This window comes from Nonomuraea sp. NPDC002799, assembly GCF_053592075.1.
In genome coordinates this window covers 21,202-36,195 of the sequence record NZ_JBSFVA010000044.1, presented here as the reverse complement: position 1 = coordinate 36,195, position 14,994 = coordinate 21,202, and the positions used below count along the sequence as shown (strand labels likewise).

Annotated in this window: 17 protein-coding genes; 9 read left to right on the top strand and 8 right to left on the bottom strand. The window is 71.9% G+C overall.

Annotated features, from left to right (window positions below; translation table 11 throughout):
* Positions 1-53 precede the first annotated feature (53 nt).
* Both ACWD0F_RS44645 and ACWD0F_RS44640 read right to left on the bottom strand, forming a co-directional pair.
* Positions 54-845, bottom strand: a complete 792-nt coding sequence (locus ACWD0F_RS44645) for an SAM-dependent methyltransferase (RefSeq protein WP_449888100.1) — start codon at positions 843-845, stop codon at positions 54-56.
* A 39-nt stretch (positions 846-884) separates the two neighbouring features.
* Positions 885-1,649 (bottom strand): SpoIIE family protein phosphatase, encoded by a 765-nt coding sequence (locus ACWD0F_RS44640; RefSeq protein ID WP_449888098.1) that lies wholly within the window; start codon positions 1,647-1,649, stop codon positions 885-887.
* A gap of 311 nt (positions 1,650-1,960) precedes the next feature.
* Between ACWD0F_RS44640 and ACWD0F_RS44635 the strand changes: the two genes are divergently transcribed.
* The 6 genes from ACWD0F_RS44635 (at position 1,961) to ACWD0F_RS44610 (ending at position 7,146) form a co-directional block, all read left to right on the top strand.
* Positions 1,961-3,115: a sensor histidine kinase gene (locus tag ACWD0F_RS44635; RefSeq protein WP_449888096.1), complete on the top strand. Its 1,155-nt coding sequence runs from the start codon at positions 1,961-1,963 to the stop codon at positions 3,113-3,115.
* Complete coding sequence (locus ACWD0F_RS44630) at positions 3,112-4,230, top strand: hypothetical protein (protein ID WP_449888094.1); 1,119 nt, start codon at positions 3,112-3,114, stop codon at positions 4,228-4,230. The genes ACWD0F_RS44635 and ACWD0F_RS44630 overlap by 4 nt, the downstream gene beginning before the upstream one ends.
* Entirely contained in the window at positions 4,227-4,916 is a 690-nt protein-coding gene (locus tag ACWD0F_RS44625) for a response regulator (RefSeq protein ID WP_449888093.1), read from the top strand. The genes ACWD0F_RS44630 and ACWD0F_RS44625 overlap by 4 nt, the downstream gene beginning before the upstream one ends.
* Before the next feature lie 262 nt (positions 4,917-5,178).
* Complete coding sequence (locus tag ACWD0F_RS44620) at positions 5,179-5,790, top strand: lytic polysaccharide monooxygenase auxiliary activity family 9 protein (protein WP_449888091.1); 612 nt, start codon at positions 5,179-5,181, stop codon at positions 5,788-5,790.
* A 58-nt stretch (positions 5,791-5,848) separates the two neighbouring features.
* The gene (locus tag ACWD0F_RS44615) at positions 5,849-6,082 is read left to right on the top strand and encodes a hypothetical protein (protein ID WP_449888090.1); all 234 of its coding nucleotides are present in this window, start codon (positions 5,849-5,851) and stop codon (positions 6,080-6,082) included.
* Positions 6,079-7,146, top strand: a complete 1,068-nt coding sequence (locus ACWD0F_RS44610) for a C45 family autoproteolytic acyltransferase/hydolase (protein WP_449888088.1) — start codon at positions 6,079-6,081, stop codon at positions 7,144-7,146. The genes ACWD0F_RS44615 and ACWD0F_RS44610 overlap by 4 nt, the downstream gene beginning before the upstream one ends.
* Positions 7,147-7,229: 83 nt before the next feature.
* On the opposite strand, the gene ACWD0F_RS44605 is transcribed toward ACWD0F_RS44610, so the two are convergent.
* The gene (locus ACWD0F_RS44605; protein ID WP_449888087.1) at positions 7,230-8,393 is read right to left on the bottom strand and encodes an acyl-CoA dehydrogenase family protein; all 1,164 of its coding nucleotides are present in this window, start codon (positions 8,391-8,393) and stop codon (positions 7,230-7,232) included.
* A 148-nt stretch (positions 8,394-8,541) separates the two neighbouring features.
* Here ACWD0F_RS44605 and ACWD0F_RS44600 point away from each other — a divergent pair, with 148 nt between their 5' ends.
* Both ACWD0F_RS44600 and ACWD0F_RS44595 read left to right on the top strand, forming a co-directional pair.
* A complete protein-coding gene (locus tag ACWD0F_RS44600; protein ID WP_449888085.1) occupies positions 8,542-9,771 on the top strand; it encodes a CaiB/BaiF CoA transferase family protein in 1,230 nt (409 codons plus the stop codon).
* On the top strand, positions 9,768-10,433 hold the full coding sequence (locus ACWD0F_RS44595; RefSeq protein WP_449888084.1) for a GntR family transcriptional regulator: 666 nt from the start codon (positions 9,768-9,770) through the stop codon (positions 10,431-10,433). Before ACWD0F_RS44600 ends, ACWD0F_RS44595 begins: the two co-directional genes overlap by 4 nt.
* A 116-nt stretch (positions 10,434-10,549) precedes the next feature.
* On the opposite strand, the gene ACWD0F_RS44590 is transcribed toward ACWD0F_RS44595, so the two are convergent.
* The 4 genes from ACWD0F_RS44590 to ACWD0F_RS44575 form a co-directional block, all read right to left on the bottom strand.
* Positions 10,550-11,116, bottom strand: a complete 567-nt coding sequence (locus ACWD0F_RS44590; protein WP_449888083.1) for a hypothetical protein — start codon at positions 11,114-11,116, stop codon at positions 10,550-10,552.
* Between the two features lie 39 nt (positions 11,117-11,155).
* Positions 11,156-12,457 (bottom strand): hypothetical protein, encoded by a 1,302-nt coding sequence (locus ACWD0F_RS44585; RefSeq protein ID WP_449888081.1) that lies wholly within the window; start codon positions 12,455-12,457, stop codon positions 11,156-11,158.
* 63 nt (positions 12,458-12,520) lie between these two features.
* Positions 12,521-13,354 (bottom strand): alpha/beta hydrolase, encoded by an 834-nt coding sequence (locus ACWD0F_RS44580; protein ID WP_449888079.1) that lies wholly within the window; start codon positions 13,352-13,354, stop codon positions 12,521-12,523.
* A gap of 133 nt (positions 13,355-13,487) precedes the next feature.
* Positions 13,488-13,679 carry an amidohydrolase family protein gene (locus tag ACWD0F_RS44575; RefSeq protein ID WP_449888078.1) on the bottom strand — a complete coding sequence of 64 codons (192 nt, stop codon included), beginning with the start codon at positions 13,677-13,679 and terminating at the stop codon, positions 13,488-13,490.
* Between ACWD0F_RS44575 and ACWD0F_RS44570 the strand changes: the two genes are divergently transcribed.
* Positions 13,669-14,370, top strand: coding sequence for a MurR/RpiR family transcriptional regulator (locus ACWD0F_RS44570; RefSeq protein WP_449888076.1), 702 nt, complete (start codon positions 13,669-13,671; stop codon positions 14,368-14,370). The two genes, ACWD0F_RS44575 and ACWD0F_RS44570, sit on opposite strands and share 11 nt — an antisense overlap.
* A 27-nt stretch (positions 14,371-14,397) precedes the next feature.
* Here the strand turns inward: ACWD0F_RS44570 and ACWD0F_RS44565 are convergent, their stop codons facing one another.
* Positions 14,398-14,934, bottom strand: a complete 537-nt coding sequence (locus ACWD0F_RS44565) for a hypothetical protein (protein ID WP_449888074.1) — start codon at positions 14,932-14,934, stop codon at positions 14,398-14,400.
* Positions 14,935-14,994: the final 60 nt, after the last annotated feature.

The following is a 14,994-nucleotide window of genomic DNA, read 5'->3' as shown; positions in this document are numbered from 1 at the left end:
ACGATCACACTTGAACTTTAAACGGCCTTGGAACGATCCGGGGTGCCGGACACTCAGCGCTTGGCGCCGACTCCGGCGTACATCCAGGTCGCGGCGTCGTCGAACAGCGGGGTGTCGCGCCAGGCGGAGACCGCCACGAGACCGGGCTCGATCAGCTCGAACCCCTCGAAGTAGCCGCCGATCTGGGCGCCCGTCCTGGGCGTGCGGTGCATCGCCTGGCCGCCGGTGGCCGACATGTAGGCGTCGGCGGTCTCCTTGGGCAGGAAGTCGAGCGTCAGGTGGCTCAGCACGAGGAAGCTGCCCTCGGGCAGGGCGTCCGTGTAGGTCTTGACCAGACCGGCCGGGTCGTCCTCGTCGGCGATGTGCATGAGGAGCGCGACCATCACCAGCGCGATCGGCCGGCTGAAGTCGAGGGTGGCCAGCACGTCAGGGTGCTGGAGGATGCCGCGCGGATCGCGCGCGTCGGCCTCGATGTAGGCCGTGCGGCCCTCCGGCGAGCTGCTCAGCAGCGCCCGCGCGTGCGTCATCACGATGGGGTCGTTGTCGACGTAGACCACCCGGGACTCCGGCGCCTCCGCCTGAGCCACCTCGTGCGTGTTGCCCTGGCTGGGAATGCCGGTGCCGAGGTCGAGGAACTGGCGGATGCCGAGCCGCGTGAGATGGCGCACCGCCCGGCCGAGGAAGGCCCGGTTGTTCCTGGCGCTCTCGCGCACGCCCGGCACCGCCGTCATGGTCTCCTCGGCCACCCGCCGATCGGCCTCGAAGTTGTCCTTGCCCCCCAGCCAGTAGTCGTAGACCCGGGCGGAATGCGGGATGTTCGGGTTGACGCCGTGCGGTGCGGTCACGTTCACGATCTTAGTGCAGCCGTCCCCCCGGACGGTGTCTCAGGCGCTCACGAAGTCGGCGATGACCACCGTCGCGTCGGCCTCCGGCTCCGCGGCCGCCATCTCGTCGTACAGCAGGTCCAGGCAGGCGGCCGCGGACGCTCCGTCGGTCAGCAGCGCCTTCAGGCGAGGCAGGCCGAGGGCGCGGATGACGCCGTCCGTGACGACGACCACCCGGTCGCCCGGCCGCAGCGCCACGCTGCCCACCTCCGGGTTGAGCGAGCACGGCAGGCCGACCCCGCGCAGCGGCTCGCCGTCGCCGAAGCAGTGCCTCGTCGTCAGCGGCTGCGGCTGCCCGCCCTTCGCGCAGTGCCAGATCACGCCGTTGCCGACGTGGGCGAAGCGCAACCGCGGGCTCTCGCCCTGATCGAGGACGATCACGTCCAGGGTGCTGATGAGCCCCGGCGTCGTGGGGTTGCTCAGCGCGGCGGTGCGGACGGCGCGGTGCGCCGCCTGCGCGCACTCGTCGAGGTCCTGCTCGCGCGTCCCGGTGTGCTGCGGCCTGGCGGCCACCACGGCCCCGAGGGCCAGCGCGGCGGCCGTGTGGCCGAGCTCCGTGCCGCCCGCGCCGTGCGCCGCCGCGACGAGCCGCTCCTGGATGACGTACGCGTCCGAGGGCTGCCCCTGCGAGCCCTCGTACGTGCCGCCCACCGCCATCAGCCGCGGCCGGGCCACCGGCATGCCCGACGGCCAGTCCCCCCGACGGCCGCGGACCGACATCACGGACAGACACCCGATCAGAATCGAGATCACGATGATGGTCATGGGTCCCCTCTCTCGGATAGATCGCGGCCCGCGCCCAGTACACGCGCCCATGAGAAGACGCGACTGACGGCCGATCGGCCGTCGTAGCGATATGACGGCCGATCAGCCGTCATGCCCGGCGGGCCGCCCGAGGGGGAGGGTGGGGAAACGGCGGCGAAAACCGCGTAAGAGCCGGCCAGAGGGAAAAACCATGAGACCCATGACCCCATATGCCGACATAACTGGAGAAATCGCTTTTCGTTTCTTTTTACCCAGGCTGCCCTGCGTTATCGTGAGACCCGTCTTGTGCCCATATCGCGTGCGGACGGCTCATGGCTCACCCCGGTTCCACGAGGTACGACTCCGCGACCAGGCAGCTGGAGAAGGCCGTCGCGCGTACGGCTGCGGGCGCGCGCGGAGCCGTGGGCTCGGTGGCGGTCGTCGCGGCGCTGCTCGGCGCCGTTGCGCCGGTCTCCGCACGGTGGCTGATCCCCCTGCTGGCGATTCACCTGGTGGGGACGGCGCTGTTCCTGCGCGTGTTCGTCCGCAAAGGGCTGCTGCCGCACTGGCTGGTGGCCGCTGATGTGGCCCTCACCGTCATCCTCTGCCTCGCGCAGCGCCATCTCGTGGCCGAGGAGGCGCTCGACTCCGGGTCGAGCTGGGTCGCCGGGCTGGTCACCATGACCATCGTCGTCGGCGGCGTCGCCTGGCAGCCGAGGGTGGCCGTGCCCGTGGGCCTGGGCGTGGCGGGGAGCTACCTGGCCGGGGTGCGGATCGCCTCCCCCTCGCACGACGTCTTCGGCACCCTGGGGATCCACCTCGTCCAGTTGCTCGCCATCGTGATGCTGATCACGCTGCTGCGCCGTTCGGCCGCCGCGACCGACCGCTTCCTGCGGGAGCGGGCGCGCGCCGAGATCGCGCTCATGGTCGACCGGCTGCGGCGCGAGGACGAGCTGACGCAGATCAGCAGCATCCACGAGACCTCGCTGCACACGCTGACGATGGTCGGCCTGGGCACCTACGACGAGCCGTCGCGCACCCTGCGAGCGCAGGTCGCCGCCGACCTGTCGGCGCTGGAGAAACTCCGTGACCGGCCGCGGGACGACCCCGCGCCCATCGCCCTGGACGCCCTGCTGGACGAGGTGGCCGGCCGGGCGAACGGCCTCGACGTGCGCCGGAGCCTGACCCCCGAGACGGTCCCGGGGATCGTCGCGGAGCGCTTCGCCCGCGCCGCGACCGAGGCGCTGGCGAACGTCGCGCAGCACGCCGGCGTCCGCGAGGTCGAGCTGGTCTCCAGCAGGAGCGACGGCGAGATCCTGGTGGAGATCGCCGACACCGGCCGCGGGTTCGACCAGGAGCGCCTGCCGCCCGACCGGTTCGGCGTGCGCGGCTCGATCCTCGACACGATGCGCTCACTCCCCAACGGCGGCGCCGAGATCTTCTCCGGCGCCCATGGAACACGGGTACGCCTGTGGTGGCGACCGTGACCGAAGAGATCGAGCAGGTGGCGCAGCGGTACGCCCGCTACACCGCACTCGGCGCCGGGGTGATCGCCGGTGTGTGGCACCTCGGCTACGACCTCACGGTCACCCTCACCGGCTGGCACACCTTCCGCTGGCCGCTGGTCGCGATGATCGCCTGGGTCGTCTACTCCGCGGTTTTCGTCATCGCCATGCTGGCGCTGTCCCGCACCTCCAAGGGCCCGTCCCGGATCCGCGAGCTCGCCGTCGCCGCGCTGGCCGTGGAGGTCGCGGTGATCGTCGCCTGCCGCCCGGACGAGCTGCTCGGCATCAGCGACTGGGCGTTCGGCTCGGTGGGCTGGCTCGGCGTCATGCTGGCCTGGAACCGGCCGCGCTGGCGGGCCGAGCTGATCGCGTTCCTCATCGGCAACGCGGGCATCATGCTGGCGGCGATGGCCGTGGCCGGGGCGCTCGACCGGGTCTCCATCGCCAAATACCTGGTCGTCATCGCCGGTGGGGTGACCATGCAGCTCGGCTACGCGGCCGGCTGCCACCTGCTGCGGGCCCGCGCCGAGGACGCCGTGCTCCTGTCGCGCCGGCTCGCCGCCGGCGACGCCTGGCGGGAGTCGGCCCAGCGCATCCACACCGACCGGCTGCGCCGTTACGCCGCGATCAGGGACGTGGCCGAGTCGCTGCTGGAGCAGCTCGCCGACGGGGCCGATCCCGGTGACGCCCGCGTACGGGCCGACTGCACGGCCGGGGCGATGCGGCTGCGGCGGCTCATCACCGAGCGTGAGGACGTGCCGGACGAGCTGGTGTCGGCGCTGCGCGAGCGCATCGACGCGGCCGAGCGGCGCGAGGTTCTGGTGACGGCGCCGCCGTTCGGGGAGAATCTGCCCCTGCTGCCGGACGGCGTGCGGGAGGATCTTCTCAAGGCTCCCATCCAGGTCCTGGACGGGGCCAGGCAGCGGGCCAGGGTCACCGTGTCGGCGATGTCGACCATGGTGAGCGTGGCCGTCGTGGCCGACAACGAGGATCTGGCCGTCAGCGCGGATCCGGTGTGCGAGCCCAGCGGGGTGGTCGTCACCTATCAGCGTCAGGGAGGGGAGGTATGGGTCAACAGCATCTGGCAGAACGCATGACGGAACCGGTGACGGTGGCCCTGGTGGAGGACCACCAGGTCGTCGTGGACGGGGTCAGGTCGTGGTTCGGCCCGCCGGGCCCGGTCGAGCTGGTCGCCCAGGGCCCCACCATCGAGTCCGTCCGCGGCGTCGGCGCCGACGTGCTCCTCCTCGACCTCAACCTCAACGGCACCATGGTCGTCGACCGGGTGGGGGAGTTGTGCGCGAGCGGTCAGCGGGTGATCGTCTTCTCCGAGCACGAGGAGCCGGAGACGGTACGCGCCGTGCTGGACGCGGGCGCCTCGGCGTTCATCGGCAAGGGCCGCGCCACCAAGGAGTCGTGCCTGGAGACCATCCTGGAGGTGGCCGCCGACCGGCCGAGCGTCACGCCGCCGATGGCCCAGGCCATCGCCACGGACGAGGGCCCGCACCGGCCGCACCTCTCGGACAAGGAACGGGCGGCGCTGCTCTACTGGTTCCAGTCGATGTCGAAGGCGTCGGTGGCGGCGCGGATGGGCGTCAAGGAACGCACCGTGCGCCAGTACATCGACCGGGCCCGGGTGAAGTACGCCGCGGCGGGGCGCCCCGCGCCGACCAAGGAGAAGCTGCTCATCTGCGCCATCCAGGACGGGCTCGTCCGGCCGGACGAGGTGACCGTTTACACCTCTTTGGCGGCCCGTTCCGGCGAGCCGGACGCCTCCGGCTGAAAGGCCGCGCATTCAGGGCCGGGAGCTGAAACTTTCAGCCGTCGGCGCGCTTATTGGAAAGCCCTTTCCGCTGCTCATCCCCAACACGGGCATCGCAGTACGCACGTTGACTTGGCGTCGTCATTTGTACGGATTTATGCGGTCAGATACCGTCGCCCACCGGGAGTGCTCCTAACAACCGGAACCCCGACCGGAACACGGAGACCGCACTATGCCCCACGTCGCACCAACCAGCTGGGCCAAACGCGCCCTGGTACTGCTGATGTCCCTCACGATGATCTTCGCCGTCCCCCTCGCCGACACCGCCTCGGCGCACGGCTCGACCACCGACCCGGTGTCCCGCAACTACGGCTGCTGGCTGCGCTGGGGCAGTGACTTCCAGAACCCCACCATGCAGCAGCAGGACCCGATGTGCTGGCAGGCGTGGGCGGACAACACGAACGCCATGTGGAACTGGAACGGGCTCTACCGGGACAACGTCGCCGGCAACCACCAGGCCGCCATCCCCAACGGGCAGCTCTGCAGCGCCGGTCAGACCCAGGGCGCCCGCTACCGCTCCATGGACACCCCCGGGGCATGGAAGACCACGACCCTGTCCAGCACGTTCAACATCCGCCTGACCGACCAGGCCCTCCATGGTGCCGACTACATCAGGGTCTACATCACCCGTCAGGGCTACAACGCGCTCACCACACCGCTCGGCTGGAACCACCTGGAGCAGGTCCGCGAGACCGGCCGGTACGCGCCGAGCAACACGTACATGATCAATGACCTGAACAAGGGATCGCGCACCGGCCGCCATGTCGTCTTCACGATCTGGAAGGCCTCGCACATGGACCAGACGTACTACTTCTGCAGCGACGTCATCTTCTGACCCGACCCGACCGCCCCCTGCCCCGCCGGACGCCTTCGCGCGCCCGGCGGGCGACGTCATGACGCGCGTCGGCCGGGCGGCGGAGTCGCTGAGCCCGGGGGAGCCGACGCCTGGGCCGGGGAAGACGTTCAGGCGGTCGCCACCCGGGGTAGTGGCCTTCCGCATCCATGTGCGGGCGGCGCGGAGCAGGTTCGAGCCGAGCCAGGACATCGACGCGGAGTCGTACGCACGGGTCCGCGACGACCTCGCCGCCGGCCATCCCGGGCTCGCCGACCTGATGGGCAATTCATGACATTTCCTACCTTCATCTCTACGCAGACTGAGCCCTTCGGCCGCGGCAAGGAGCTCGGCACCCACTTCCGCCGGAAGATCGCCGCCAACCTGGCCGGCTACTCCGACCTGTTCGCGGCCGCGGGAGCCGGCCCCGCGCAGGTCAGGACGTGGGGCGGGCAGGCGCTCGACCGCGCCGCCGACTGGGCGCCCGCGCTCGCGGACGAGATCGCCGGGATCGCGGCGGGCGCCGGGCTGGAGCCGTGGCAGGTCGCCGTGGTCAACGCCCGCACCGAGATCCTGGCCGCCATCGACGCGACGGGGGAGGGGGAGTGCTCGACCTCCGTCGTGCTGCCGGGCGCCGGGCTGCCCCCGCGCACGGTGCAGACCTGGGACTGGCACGACCACCTGCGCGACGCGCCCATGTTGTGGCGGCTCGAACCCCGGCCGGGACACGTGGTCCGCACGTTCACCGAGGCCGGGGCGCTGGCCAAGATCGGCATCAACGGCGCGGGCCTCGGCGTGCACTTCAACATCCTGCGCCACGACACCGACAGCGCCGACCTCGGCGTGCCCGTGCACCTGATCGCCCGCCGGATCCTGGACGAGGCGGCCACCGTCGAGGAGGCCGTCGCCATCGCCCGTTCGGCGGCGGTCTCGGCCTCGACCGTCATCACGGCCGTGACCATGTCGGACGCGGCCTCCATCGAGATCTCCCCGGCGGGCGTGGCGGCCATCCCGCCCGATTCCGACGGCGTCCTGCTGCACTGCAACCACTTCCACGACCCCGCGCTGGCGAAGGGGCAGCGGCACGCCACCGAGCGGCCCGGCACGTACGCCCGGCTCCAGCACCTGCGCGACCACGTCGAGGGCCTGTCGGGCGCGGACCTCACCGGGCGGGCGCTGGCCCTGCTCAGCCACGGCCCCGGCGACGCGCCCGTCTGCGCCCATCCCGACTTCACGCAGCCGCTCAACCAGCGGTGGGAGACGCTGGCCACGATCGGCCTCGACCTGCCCGCCGGGCGGCTGCGGGTGCACCAGGGCGGCCCCTGCCAGGTCACCGAGACGACCTGGCAGACGTTCTGACGCTCAGCGATGCGCGGCGGTCTGACGCTCAGTGGTACGCGGCGGTCCGACGCTCAGCGATCCGACGCTCAGCGGTCTGACGCTCAGTGGAATGCGGCGATTCCCGTCAGCGCCTTGCCCACGACCAGCGAGTGGATCTCGGAGGTGCCCTCGTAGGTCAGCACCGACTCCAGGTTCACCGCGTGCCGCAGCACCGGGTATTCCAGGGTGACGCCGCTCGCGCCGAGCAGCGTGCGGCACTTCCTGGCGACCTCCAGGGCCTCCCGGACGTTGTTGAGCTTGCCCACGCTCACCTGCTCGGGAGTGATCGTGCCGGCCTCCTTCAGCCGGCCCAGGTGCACCGCGAGGAGCAGGCCCTTGCCCACCTCCAGCGCCATGTCGGCGAGCTTCTCCTGGGTGAGCTGGTACGAGGACAGCGGCTTGGCGAACACCTCGCGGTCGCCCGCGTAGGCGATGGCCGTCTCCAGGCAGTCCAGCGCCGCGCCCATCGCGCCGAACACGATCCCGAACCGGGCCTCGTTGAGGCAGCCGAGCGGCCCCGACAGGCCCCTGGCACCGGGCAACATCGCCGCGTTCGGCAGCCGGACCCCGTCGAGCACCAGCTCGCTGGTCACGCTCGCGCGCAGCGAGATCTTGTGCTTGATGTCGTTGACCGTGAAGCCGGGCGTGCCCGCCGGGACCAGGAAGCCCCTGACCCCCTCGTCCGCACGCGCCCAGACCACCGCCACGTCCGACACCGAGCCGTTGGTGATCCACATCTTGGTGCCGTTCAGGACCCAGTCGCCGCCCTCCCGCCGGGCGGTGGTACGCATGCCGCCCGGGTCGGAGCCGAAGTCGGGCTCGGTCAGGCCGAAGCAGCCGATGCGCTCGCCGGCCGCCATCGCGGGCAGCCACTCCTGCTTCTGCTCCTCGCTGCCGTACTTCCAGATCGCGTACATGGCCAGCGAACCCTGCACCGACACCAGGCTGCGCAGCCCGGAGTCGGCGCCTTCCAGCTCCAGACAGGCCAGGCCGTACGAGACCGCGCCCATGCCGGCGCAGCCGTAGCCGTCCAGGTGCATGCCGAGGACGCCGACGGAGCCGAGGGTGCGGGCCAGCTCCCTGGCGGGCAGCTCGCCGGCCTCGAACCAGGCCGCGACGTGCGGCCGGATCTCCTTGTCGCAGACGCGCCGGACCGTGGCCCTGATCTCGCGCTCCTCCTCGGTGAGCAGGGTGTCCAGGGCGAACAGCGCGGTGGGGGCGATCATAGGGAGATCCTCCTCTGTATTTTGGATCCAATATTGAAAATCCAATATGGCACAGTTAGGCTGCGTTGACCATGGACGTTCTGAATCTCAGCGGCGGGCGGGCGGCCCGGAAGTTCCCTGCCCACACGGTCTGCCCGGGGACGCCGGCGTGACCGGAGCGTTGTCGGGGGTGCTGATCGCCGACTTCAGCCGGGTGCTGGCCGGGCCGTACGCCACGATGCTCCTCGCCGACCTAGGGGCCGAGGTGATCAAGGTGGAGCGGCCCGGGAGCGGGGACGACACCCGCGCCTGGGGGCCGCCGTACGCCGAGGGCGCCGAAGGAGCGGCCGGTGAGGCGACGTACTTCCTCGGCGTCAACCGCAACAAACGCTCGATCGCCCTCGACCTGCGCGCCGACGTGGAGGTCGCGCGGGCGCTGGCCGCGCGGGCGGACGTGCTCGTCGAGAACTTCAAGCCCGGGACCATGGACCGGCTCGGGCTCGGCTACGAGACGCTGCGCGCGCTCAACCCCGGGCTGGTGTACTGCTCGATCACCGGTTTCGGGTCGGGCGAGGGGGCCGGGCTGCCCGGATACGACCTGATCGCGCAGGCCGTGGGCGGGCTGATGAGCGTCACCGGCGAGCCGGACGGGCCCGGGACGAAGGCGGGCGTGGCGCTGGTGGACGTGATCACCGGCCTGCACGCCGCCCTCGGCATCCTGGCCGCCCTCCACCACCGCGACCGCACCGGCCAGGGCGGCCACCTCCCCAGCACCAGCAACCCCGACCGCGCTTCCCCTTCCGGCCGCGACTCCGGCTCCGCATCCGGCCGCGCTTCGGGGGAGGGGCAGCGGGTGGAGGTCTCCCTTCTGTCGTCTCTTCTCTCCGCGCTCACCAACCACGCCTCCGCCTATGCCGCCGCGGGCGTCGTGCCGCGCGCCATGGGCAACCGGCATCCCAGCATCGTCCCCTACGAGGTGTTCAGGGCCGCCGACCGCCCGATCGTGATCGCGGCCGGCAACGATCGCCAGTTCCGCGCCCTGTGCGCGGCGCTGGAGCGCCCGGACCTCGCGGCCGACGCCCGCTACGTCACCAACGCCGGCCGGGTCGCGGCGCGCGGCACCCTCGTCGCGGAGCTGAACGCCGCCCTCGCCACGCGTACGGCGGACACCTGGTTCGAGCGGCTCACCACGGCCGGCGTGCCCTGCGGCCCGATCAACGACCTGGCCGCCGCCTTCGCCCTCGCCGAGGACCTCGGTCTGGCCCCCGCCGTGGACCTGGACGGCGTCGGCCAGGTCGCCAACCCCGTACGCCTCAGCACCACCCCGCCCTCCTACCGCCGCCCGCCGCCCGCGCTCGGTCAGGACGACGCGTGGGTCCGTGAGATATTGGGGCGGTGAGCGAGGACGAGCCGCGACGCAGGCCACCCACGGCCCAGCAGTTCGTGCTGGCCGAGCTCCGCCGGGCCATCACCACCGGCCGCCTGCGCCCCGGCGCCCCCATCCGGCAGGACGCGCTGGCCGAGGAGTTCCAGGTCAGCCGGGTCCCCCTGCGCGAGGCGCTGAAGACGCTCCAGGGCGAGGGCCTGGTCACCTACGAGGCCCATCGCGGCTACTTCGTGGAGACGCTCTCCCTCGACGACCTGCGCGAGGTCTACCGCATCCGCGAGCTGCTGGAGGAGGAGGCCGTGCGCCGCGCGGTGGGCCGCCTGACCGACGCCGACCTCGACCGGCTGGAGGCCGTCCAGGACGAGGTCGAGCGAGCCGCCGCCGCCGGCGACGTGCTCGCCATGGCGACCGCCAACCGGTTGTTCCACATGACGCTGTTCGACCGCGCGGGCATGCCGCGGCTGGTCCGGCTGATCAGGACCTTGTGGGACACGACCGACGCCTACCGGTCGATGTACTACGGAGACGCGGGCAACCGCGAGCGGGTCGTCAAGGAGCATCGGGCCACGCTCGACGCCCTGCGCCGCCGCGCCACCGACGAGGCGGTGGCGACGCTCAACGTCCATCGCGATCACGCGGTCGCCGAGCTACGCCCCCTGCTCGACCCCACCTGACCTCGCCGCGCCTGAGAGGGCCGTGCTTGAGCGGGCCGTGCTTGAGCGGGCCGTGCCGGACGCGCGGCGGCTGATCCGGGCCCGCCGGACCCGGCCTGTGCCGACTCCGTGTGGTGTCAGCGCAAGGTGATCGCGGAGATGCGCTCGCTCTTGTGGTCGAGCAGGTCGAGGGTGGTCGGCTTACGGCTCCGCCACCAGGCCACGGCCTGCAGCCCATGGTCGGGCACCGTGATCTCCAGGCCCCCGAACCTGACGGCCCCCACCTCCGCCGACAGCCGGATGACGCCGTAACCCGCGAACTTGCGCGGCCACGGGATCCGGCGGTCGGCGTTGATGTTGAGGCGGGTCGTGTCGCCGGTCGTCGCGTGACCGCTCAGGACGGCCGTCGCCGGGCGCGGGGTCAGCAGGTCGTCGTCGCGGCCGGCCGGGTCGCTGCGGCCATCGCGTACGTGCCAGCGACCACCGCGCTTCTGTGACAGCAACCAGACGTCGAGCCAGAACAGCCCGACCTCGTCCAGCCGGGCGAAGGCCGCCGCCGCCAACCGGTCACCGACGCACAGGGAGAGCGGCGTGAACCGGTGCCGTCCGCCCAGGGTCTCCGGCAACTCCTTGGGAAGTCCGTGATCAAGAAGCCGCCGGCTCTCGATGGCGGGGGTGTACCCAAGATATTGAGTACGATCCACGCGCTCATCGTACTCTCGGCACCTCGCGGTTGCAGGGGGTCACTTCGCGCAGTTGTCCGCGCAACCGCCGAATCGCCCGGCGTCGGGCGCGACGAAGGCGGCCTCCGGGACGCCGTCCAGAGCCGCCTTCATGGACGCCTTCCAGATGGGCCCCGGGATCGACAGGCCGGTCACGTGCGGGTAGTGGCGGCCGCCGATGGTGACGTCCGTGAGCCGGTCCGTGCTGGTGTGTCCGGGGACGGCGAGCGCGACGGCGGCGGCCAGGCCCGGGGTGTAGCCGGCGTACCAGGCGGTCTCGTCGTCAACGGTGGTGCCCTGCAGGCCGGCCGCGTCGCGGCCGAGGCCCTTGAGCGGGCTGCCGGCCAGCCCCTTCGCCAGCATGTCCGTCACCGCGTCCGCCACGGCCGGCTCCAGCGCCTCCGTGCAGCGCGGAGCCGTGGAGCGCAGGACGCGGGACGCCTGGCGGACCTCCGTGGCCGCCATCGGCGCGCAGCGCCGGCCACGGCCGGCGAGCGTGGCGTAGGTGGTCGCGACCGAGATCGGATCAACATCGTTGATGCCCAGCACGAAGGTCTCGAACTGTCGGATCGGGCTTCCGTCGGCGCGCTGGAGGCCGAGCCGCTCGGCCGCTCGCACGCTTTCGCAGAGGCCGACCTGCTCGGTCAGCCTGAGGAAGAACGTGTTTTCGGCGGCCCAGGTGCCCGACCGCAGCGTGGTGAACCGGCCGTGCTCCCGGCCGACGTTGGTGACCGCATGGGCGGGGTCGCCGACCGCTTCGCCCGCGCAGTTCTTGAACGAGGTATAACGCGGCGGCCGGTATTGCGCGGAGTACGGAAAGCCGTCCTCGAAACGCAGGCCCTTCTCCAGCGCGGCGGTCAGCGCGTAGACCATCGCGGTGCTGCCCTGATGGGAGGCGTACCCCTCAGAGGAGGCGTGGTTCACGGCCAACGCCCTGATCTCGCCGGTGCCGGGCACGATCATGGCCTGCGCGGCGACGGGCCGGTCCCCGGAGCCGACGCGGTCGGCGATGGCCTGCTCGGCGGCCCGCTGCAGCCGCAGGTCGATCGTCGTCCTGATCGTGAGGCCGCGCCGGTCACGTAGCTCCGCGCCGAGCTCGTCGCGCACCCGGGCGCACACGTACGGATATCGGCTGTCCGCGCAGTCACCGGAGAATTCCTCCATGACCGCGCCCTGGCTGTCCGTCAGCACACTTTCGGGAAGGGGCTGACTGACCAGCCGTTCGCGGGCGGGCCGCTGTTCTTCGTCGTTTTCGAACAGCAGGAAACCGGCGACCAGCACGCCCGCTGCCGCCGCGCCCGCCACGATGACCGTCCATCTCATAGGCTTCGGAATTGTACGATCACGGCGCCTTATCCGCATCGGGGGCGGAGTGCCGGTTCTCGCTCAGGGTGAACCGACGATACGTCCGGCCAGTTTCACCACCGCGCCGATCACCTCGTCACCGTTCAGCATGGCCAGGTCGTTGTGCCCGGCGCCGGGCACCTCGACGATCGTGGCCCCGGCGGCGGCGACCGCCTTGCTCAGGCGGGGCGGCACGATCGTGTCAGCGGTGCCGTACACGACCACGACCGGCGCCCGTACCTTCCCGATGAGGTCGGCGACGGGGAAACGGTCGCGCAGCAGCAGCCCGACGGGCAGGAACGGGTAGTTGACCCGGCCCGCCGCCGCGAGATCGGTGAACGGCGAGCGCAGGACCAGGCCGGCGGGCGGGCACTCCAGGGCGAGCCGGGTCGCCACGGCCGCGCCGAGGCTCTCGCCGAAATAGAGGACCGGCCTGTCGCCGAGGAACGCGCGGGCGGCGCGGGCGTCCTGGAACAGGCCCTCCTCCGACGGCCTGCCGGGGTTGCCGCCGTAGCCGCGGTAGTCCATCAGCAGCACCGGCAGGCCGTGTTCCGCCAGGGCGCGGGCCAGCGGGGCCCGGTGCCGTCGGTTGCCCGCGTTCCCGCCCATGATCAGCACGGTGACCGGCATGGTGTCGGTCACCGTGATCGGCAGCGTGATCGGCAGCGTCGCGTCGTGGCGGCCGGGGACGTACCAGGCCGAGAGCCGGAGGCCGTCGCCGGTCGTGAACGTGACGTCGCGCGCGCCGGGGATGCTCTCGGCGGCCGGCGGCACCTGATCGCGGTCGGGCAGGTAGATCAGGCACCGCTGGAACACCCACAACAGGCCGAGCAGCAGGAGGAGCACCGCGACGATCACCAGGGTGGTGCGCGTCATCGTCGTCACCCTGTCACTATGCACGCCCGCCGCCCCGCCGCACAGACAGGGCGGGCGGTGACCAGCCGGAGACGACCTGGCCGGTCCCGGGCGGTGACCAGCCGGAGACGACCTGGCCGGCCCCGGGGAGTGACTAGCCGGAGACGACCCGGCCGGCCTGGACGACGTGGCGGACGCGGCCGGGGTCGGCCAGGGCGCCGATGTCCTCCAGCGGGTCGGCGTCGAGCACGAGCAGGTCGGCGTGCGCGCCGTCGGCCAGCGTGCCGAGCTCGGCCGGCGAGCTGGCCCAGCTCGCCGGGGTCAACGTGGCCACCGTGACGCGCATCGCGCAGACGCTCGGCTTCGCCGGCTGGCCGGCGCTCCAGCAGGAGCTGCGGGCGCGCTACCTGTCCTCGCTCAGCGCGGGCCAGGTCGCCGCCGAGCACAGCGGCACGGGCTCACCCAGCTCCCGCTCGCTTCGGCGCGATCTCGACAGCCTCGCGCTGCTCACCCGGCGCACGGACGAGACGGTGCTGCGCACGATCGCCGAGGCCGTCGCCGCCGCCCGCCGCACGGTGATCGTCGCCGACGGCAGCTACGCGGCCGTCGGGCTGGCGCTGGCGCACAACGCCCGGCTGGCGGGCTACCCCGTCGCGGCCGTGACGGCCGGGGACGCGGAGCTGGCCAACGCGATGATCGCGATCGGGCCCGGCGACGTGCTGATCGCGATCAGCTTCTGGCGGCTGTACGAGAGCACGGTGCTGGCCGCCAACGAGGCCCGCGCGCGGGGCGTGCGGGTGTTCGCGCTGACGGACGCGGCCAGCCCCGCCCTGGCGAACGCCGCCGAGCAGGTGGTCATGGTGCCGGCCGAGAGCGAGGCGTTCTTTCCGTCGCTGACGGCCGGCATGGCCGTGGCCCAGGCGCTGGTGACCCAGCTCGCCGCCGTGGACCCGAGGCGCACGAATGCCTCCATCGAGGCGGCGGAGGCGATGTGGGCCAGATTCGGCCTCCTCCATCGCCGGCCCTCCGGCGGCTGACCTACGCCGTCTTGTGGCGCCTGTCCCTTACAGCCAGCTCTCGCGGACGCTGACCGCGTTCGGGTCCGGTGCGGTGCCGAGCCGTCCCTCGCGTACCCCGTCGAGCAGCCGCCCGACGGCTTCGAGGATCTCCGGCGTACGCTCGCGCAGCCCCGCCACGTCCTGCGGGCTCACCTCGTCGAGGCTCACGCCGGTCTCGGCCAGCACGCCCTCCAGATCGCTCAGCCGCTCACCCAGCCACTTCAGTGGCTGGCCCGACAACTCCACGTCGAACACCCGCGGCCCCGGCTCCCACCCGGTGACCGTCGGATGGTGGTGGGTGCGGTCGAAGCTGCCCGGCTCGCTGTCGACCGACTCCAGCAGGTCCACCCGCCAGATGGGCCGGTCGACGGCGATGGGGCGGGCCGAGTAGATCGACCCCTTCAGCTCGCCCGGTTCGAGCCTGCGCAGCTCCAGGCGCACGCCCCGCTCCGCGCCCTCCTGGTCGGTGAGCGGATTCGGGTCCACGAAGTAGATGTCGCTCACGACCACGCCGATCCGCTCGAAGCCGAAGAGATAGAGCACGGGAACCACGTCCTTCGCAGGTGTCCGAGGGGGGCTTCGTCCAACGTAACCCGGCCGCAC

What these genes read in the sequence shown, in the direction of transcription:
- ACWD0F_RS44585 (WP_449888081.1), bottom strand. Translation starts at nt 12,457, where the DNA reads ATGAGATGGACGGTCATCGTGGCGGGCGCGGCGGCAGCGGGCGTGCTG.
- ACWD0F_RS44580 (WP_449888079.1), bottom strand. Translation starts at nt 13,354, where the DNA reads ATGACGCGCACCACCCTGGTGATCGTCGCGGTGCTCCTCCTGCTGCTC.
- ACWD0F_RS44640 (WP_449888098.1), bottom strand. Translation starts at nt 1,649, where the DNA reads ATGACCATCATCGTGATCTCGATTCTGATCGGGTGTCTGTCCGTGATG.
- ACWD0F_RS44610 (WP_449888088.1), top strand. Translation starts at nt 6,079, where the DNA reads ATGACATTTCCTACCTTCATCTCTACGCAGACTGAGCCCTTCGGCCGC.
- ACWD0F_RS44635 (WP_449888096.1), top strand. Translation starts at nt 1,961, where the DNA reads ATGGCTCACCCCGGTTCCACGAGGTACGACTCCGCGACCAGGCAGCTG.
- ACWD0F_RS44625 (WP_449888093.1), top strand. Translation starts at nt 4,227, where the DNA reads ATGACGGAACCGGTGACGGTGGCCCTGGTGGAGGACCACCAGGTCGTC.
- ACWD0F_RS44605 (WP_449888087.1), bottom strand. Translation starts at nt 8,393, where the DNA reads ATGATCGCCCCCACCGCGCTGTTCGCCCTGGACACCCTGCTCACCGAG.
- ACWD0F_RS44620 (WP_449888091.1), top strand. Translation starts at nt 5,179, where the DNA reads ATGTCCCTCACGATGATCTTCGCCGTCCCCCTCGCCGACACCGCCTCG.
- ACWD0F_RS44575 (WP_449888078.1), bottom strand. Translation starts at nt 13,679, where the DNA reads ATGCGCGTCACGGTGGCCACGTTGACCCCGGCGAGCTGGGCCAGCTCG.
- ACWD0F_RS44615 (WP_449888090.1), top strand. Translation starts at nt 5,849, where the DNA reads ATGACGCGCGTCGGCCGGGCGGCGGAGTCGCTGAGCCCGGGGGAGCCG.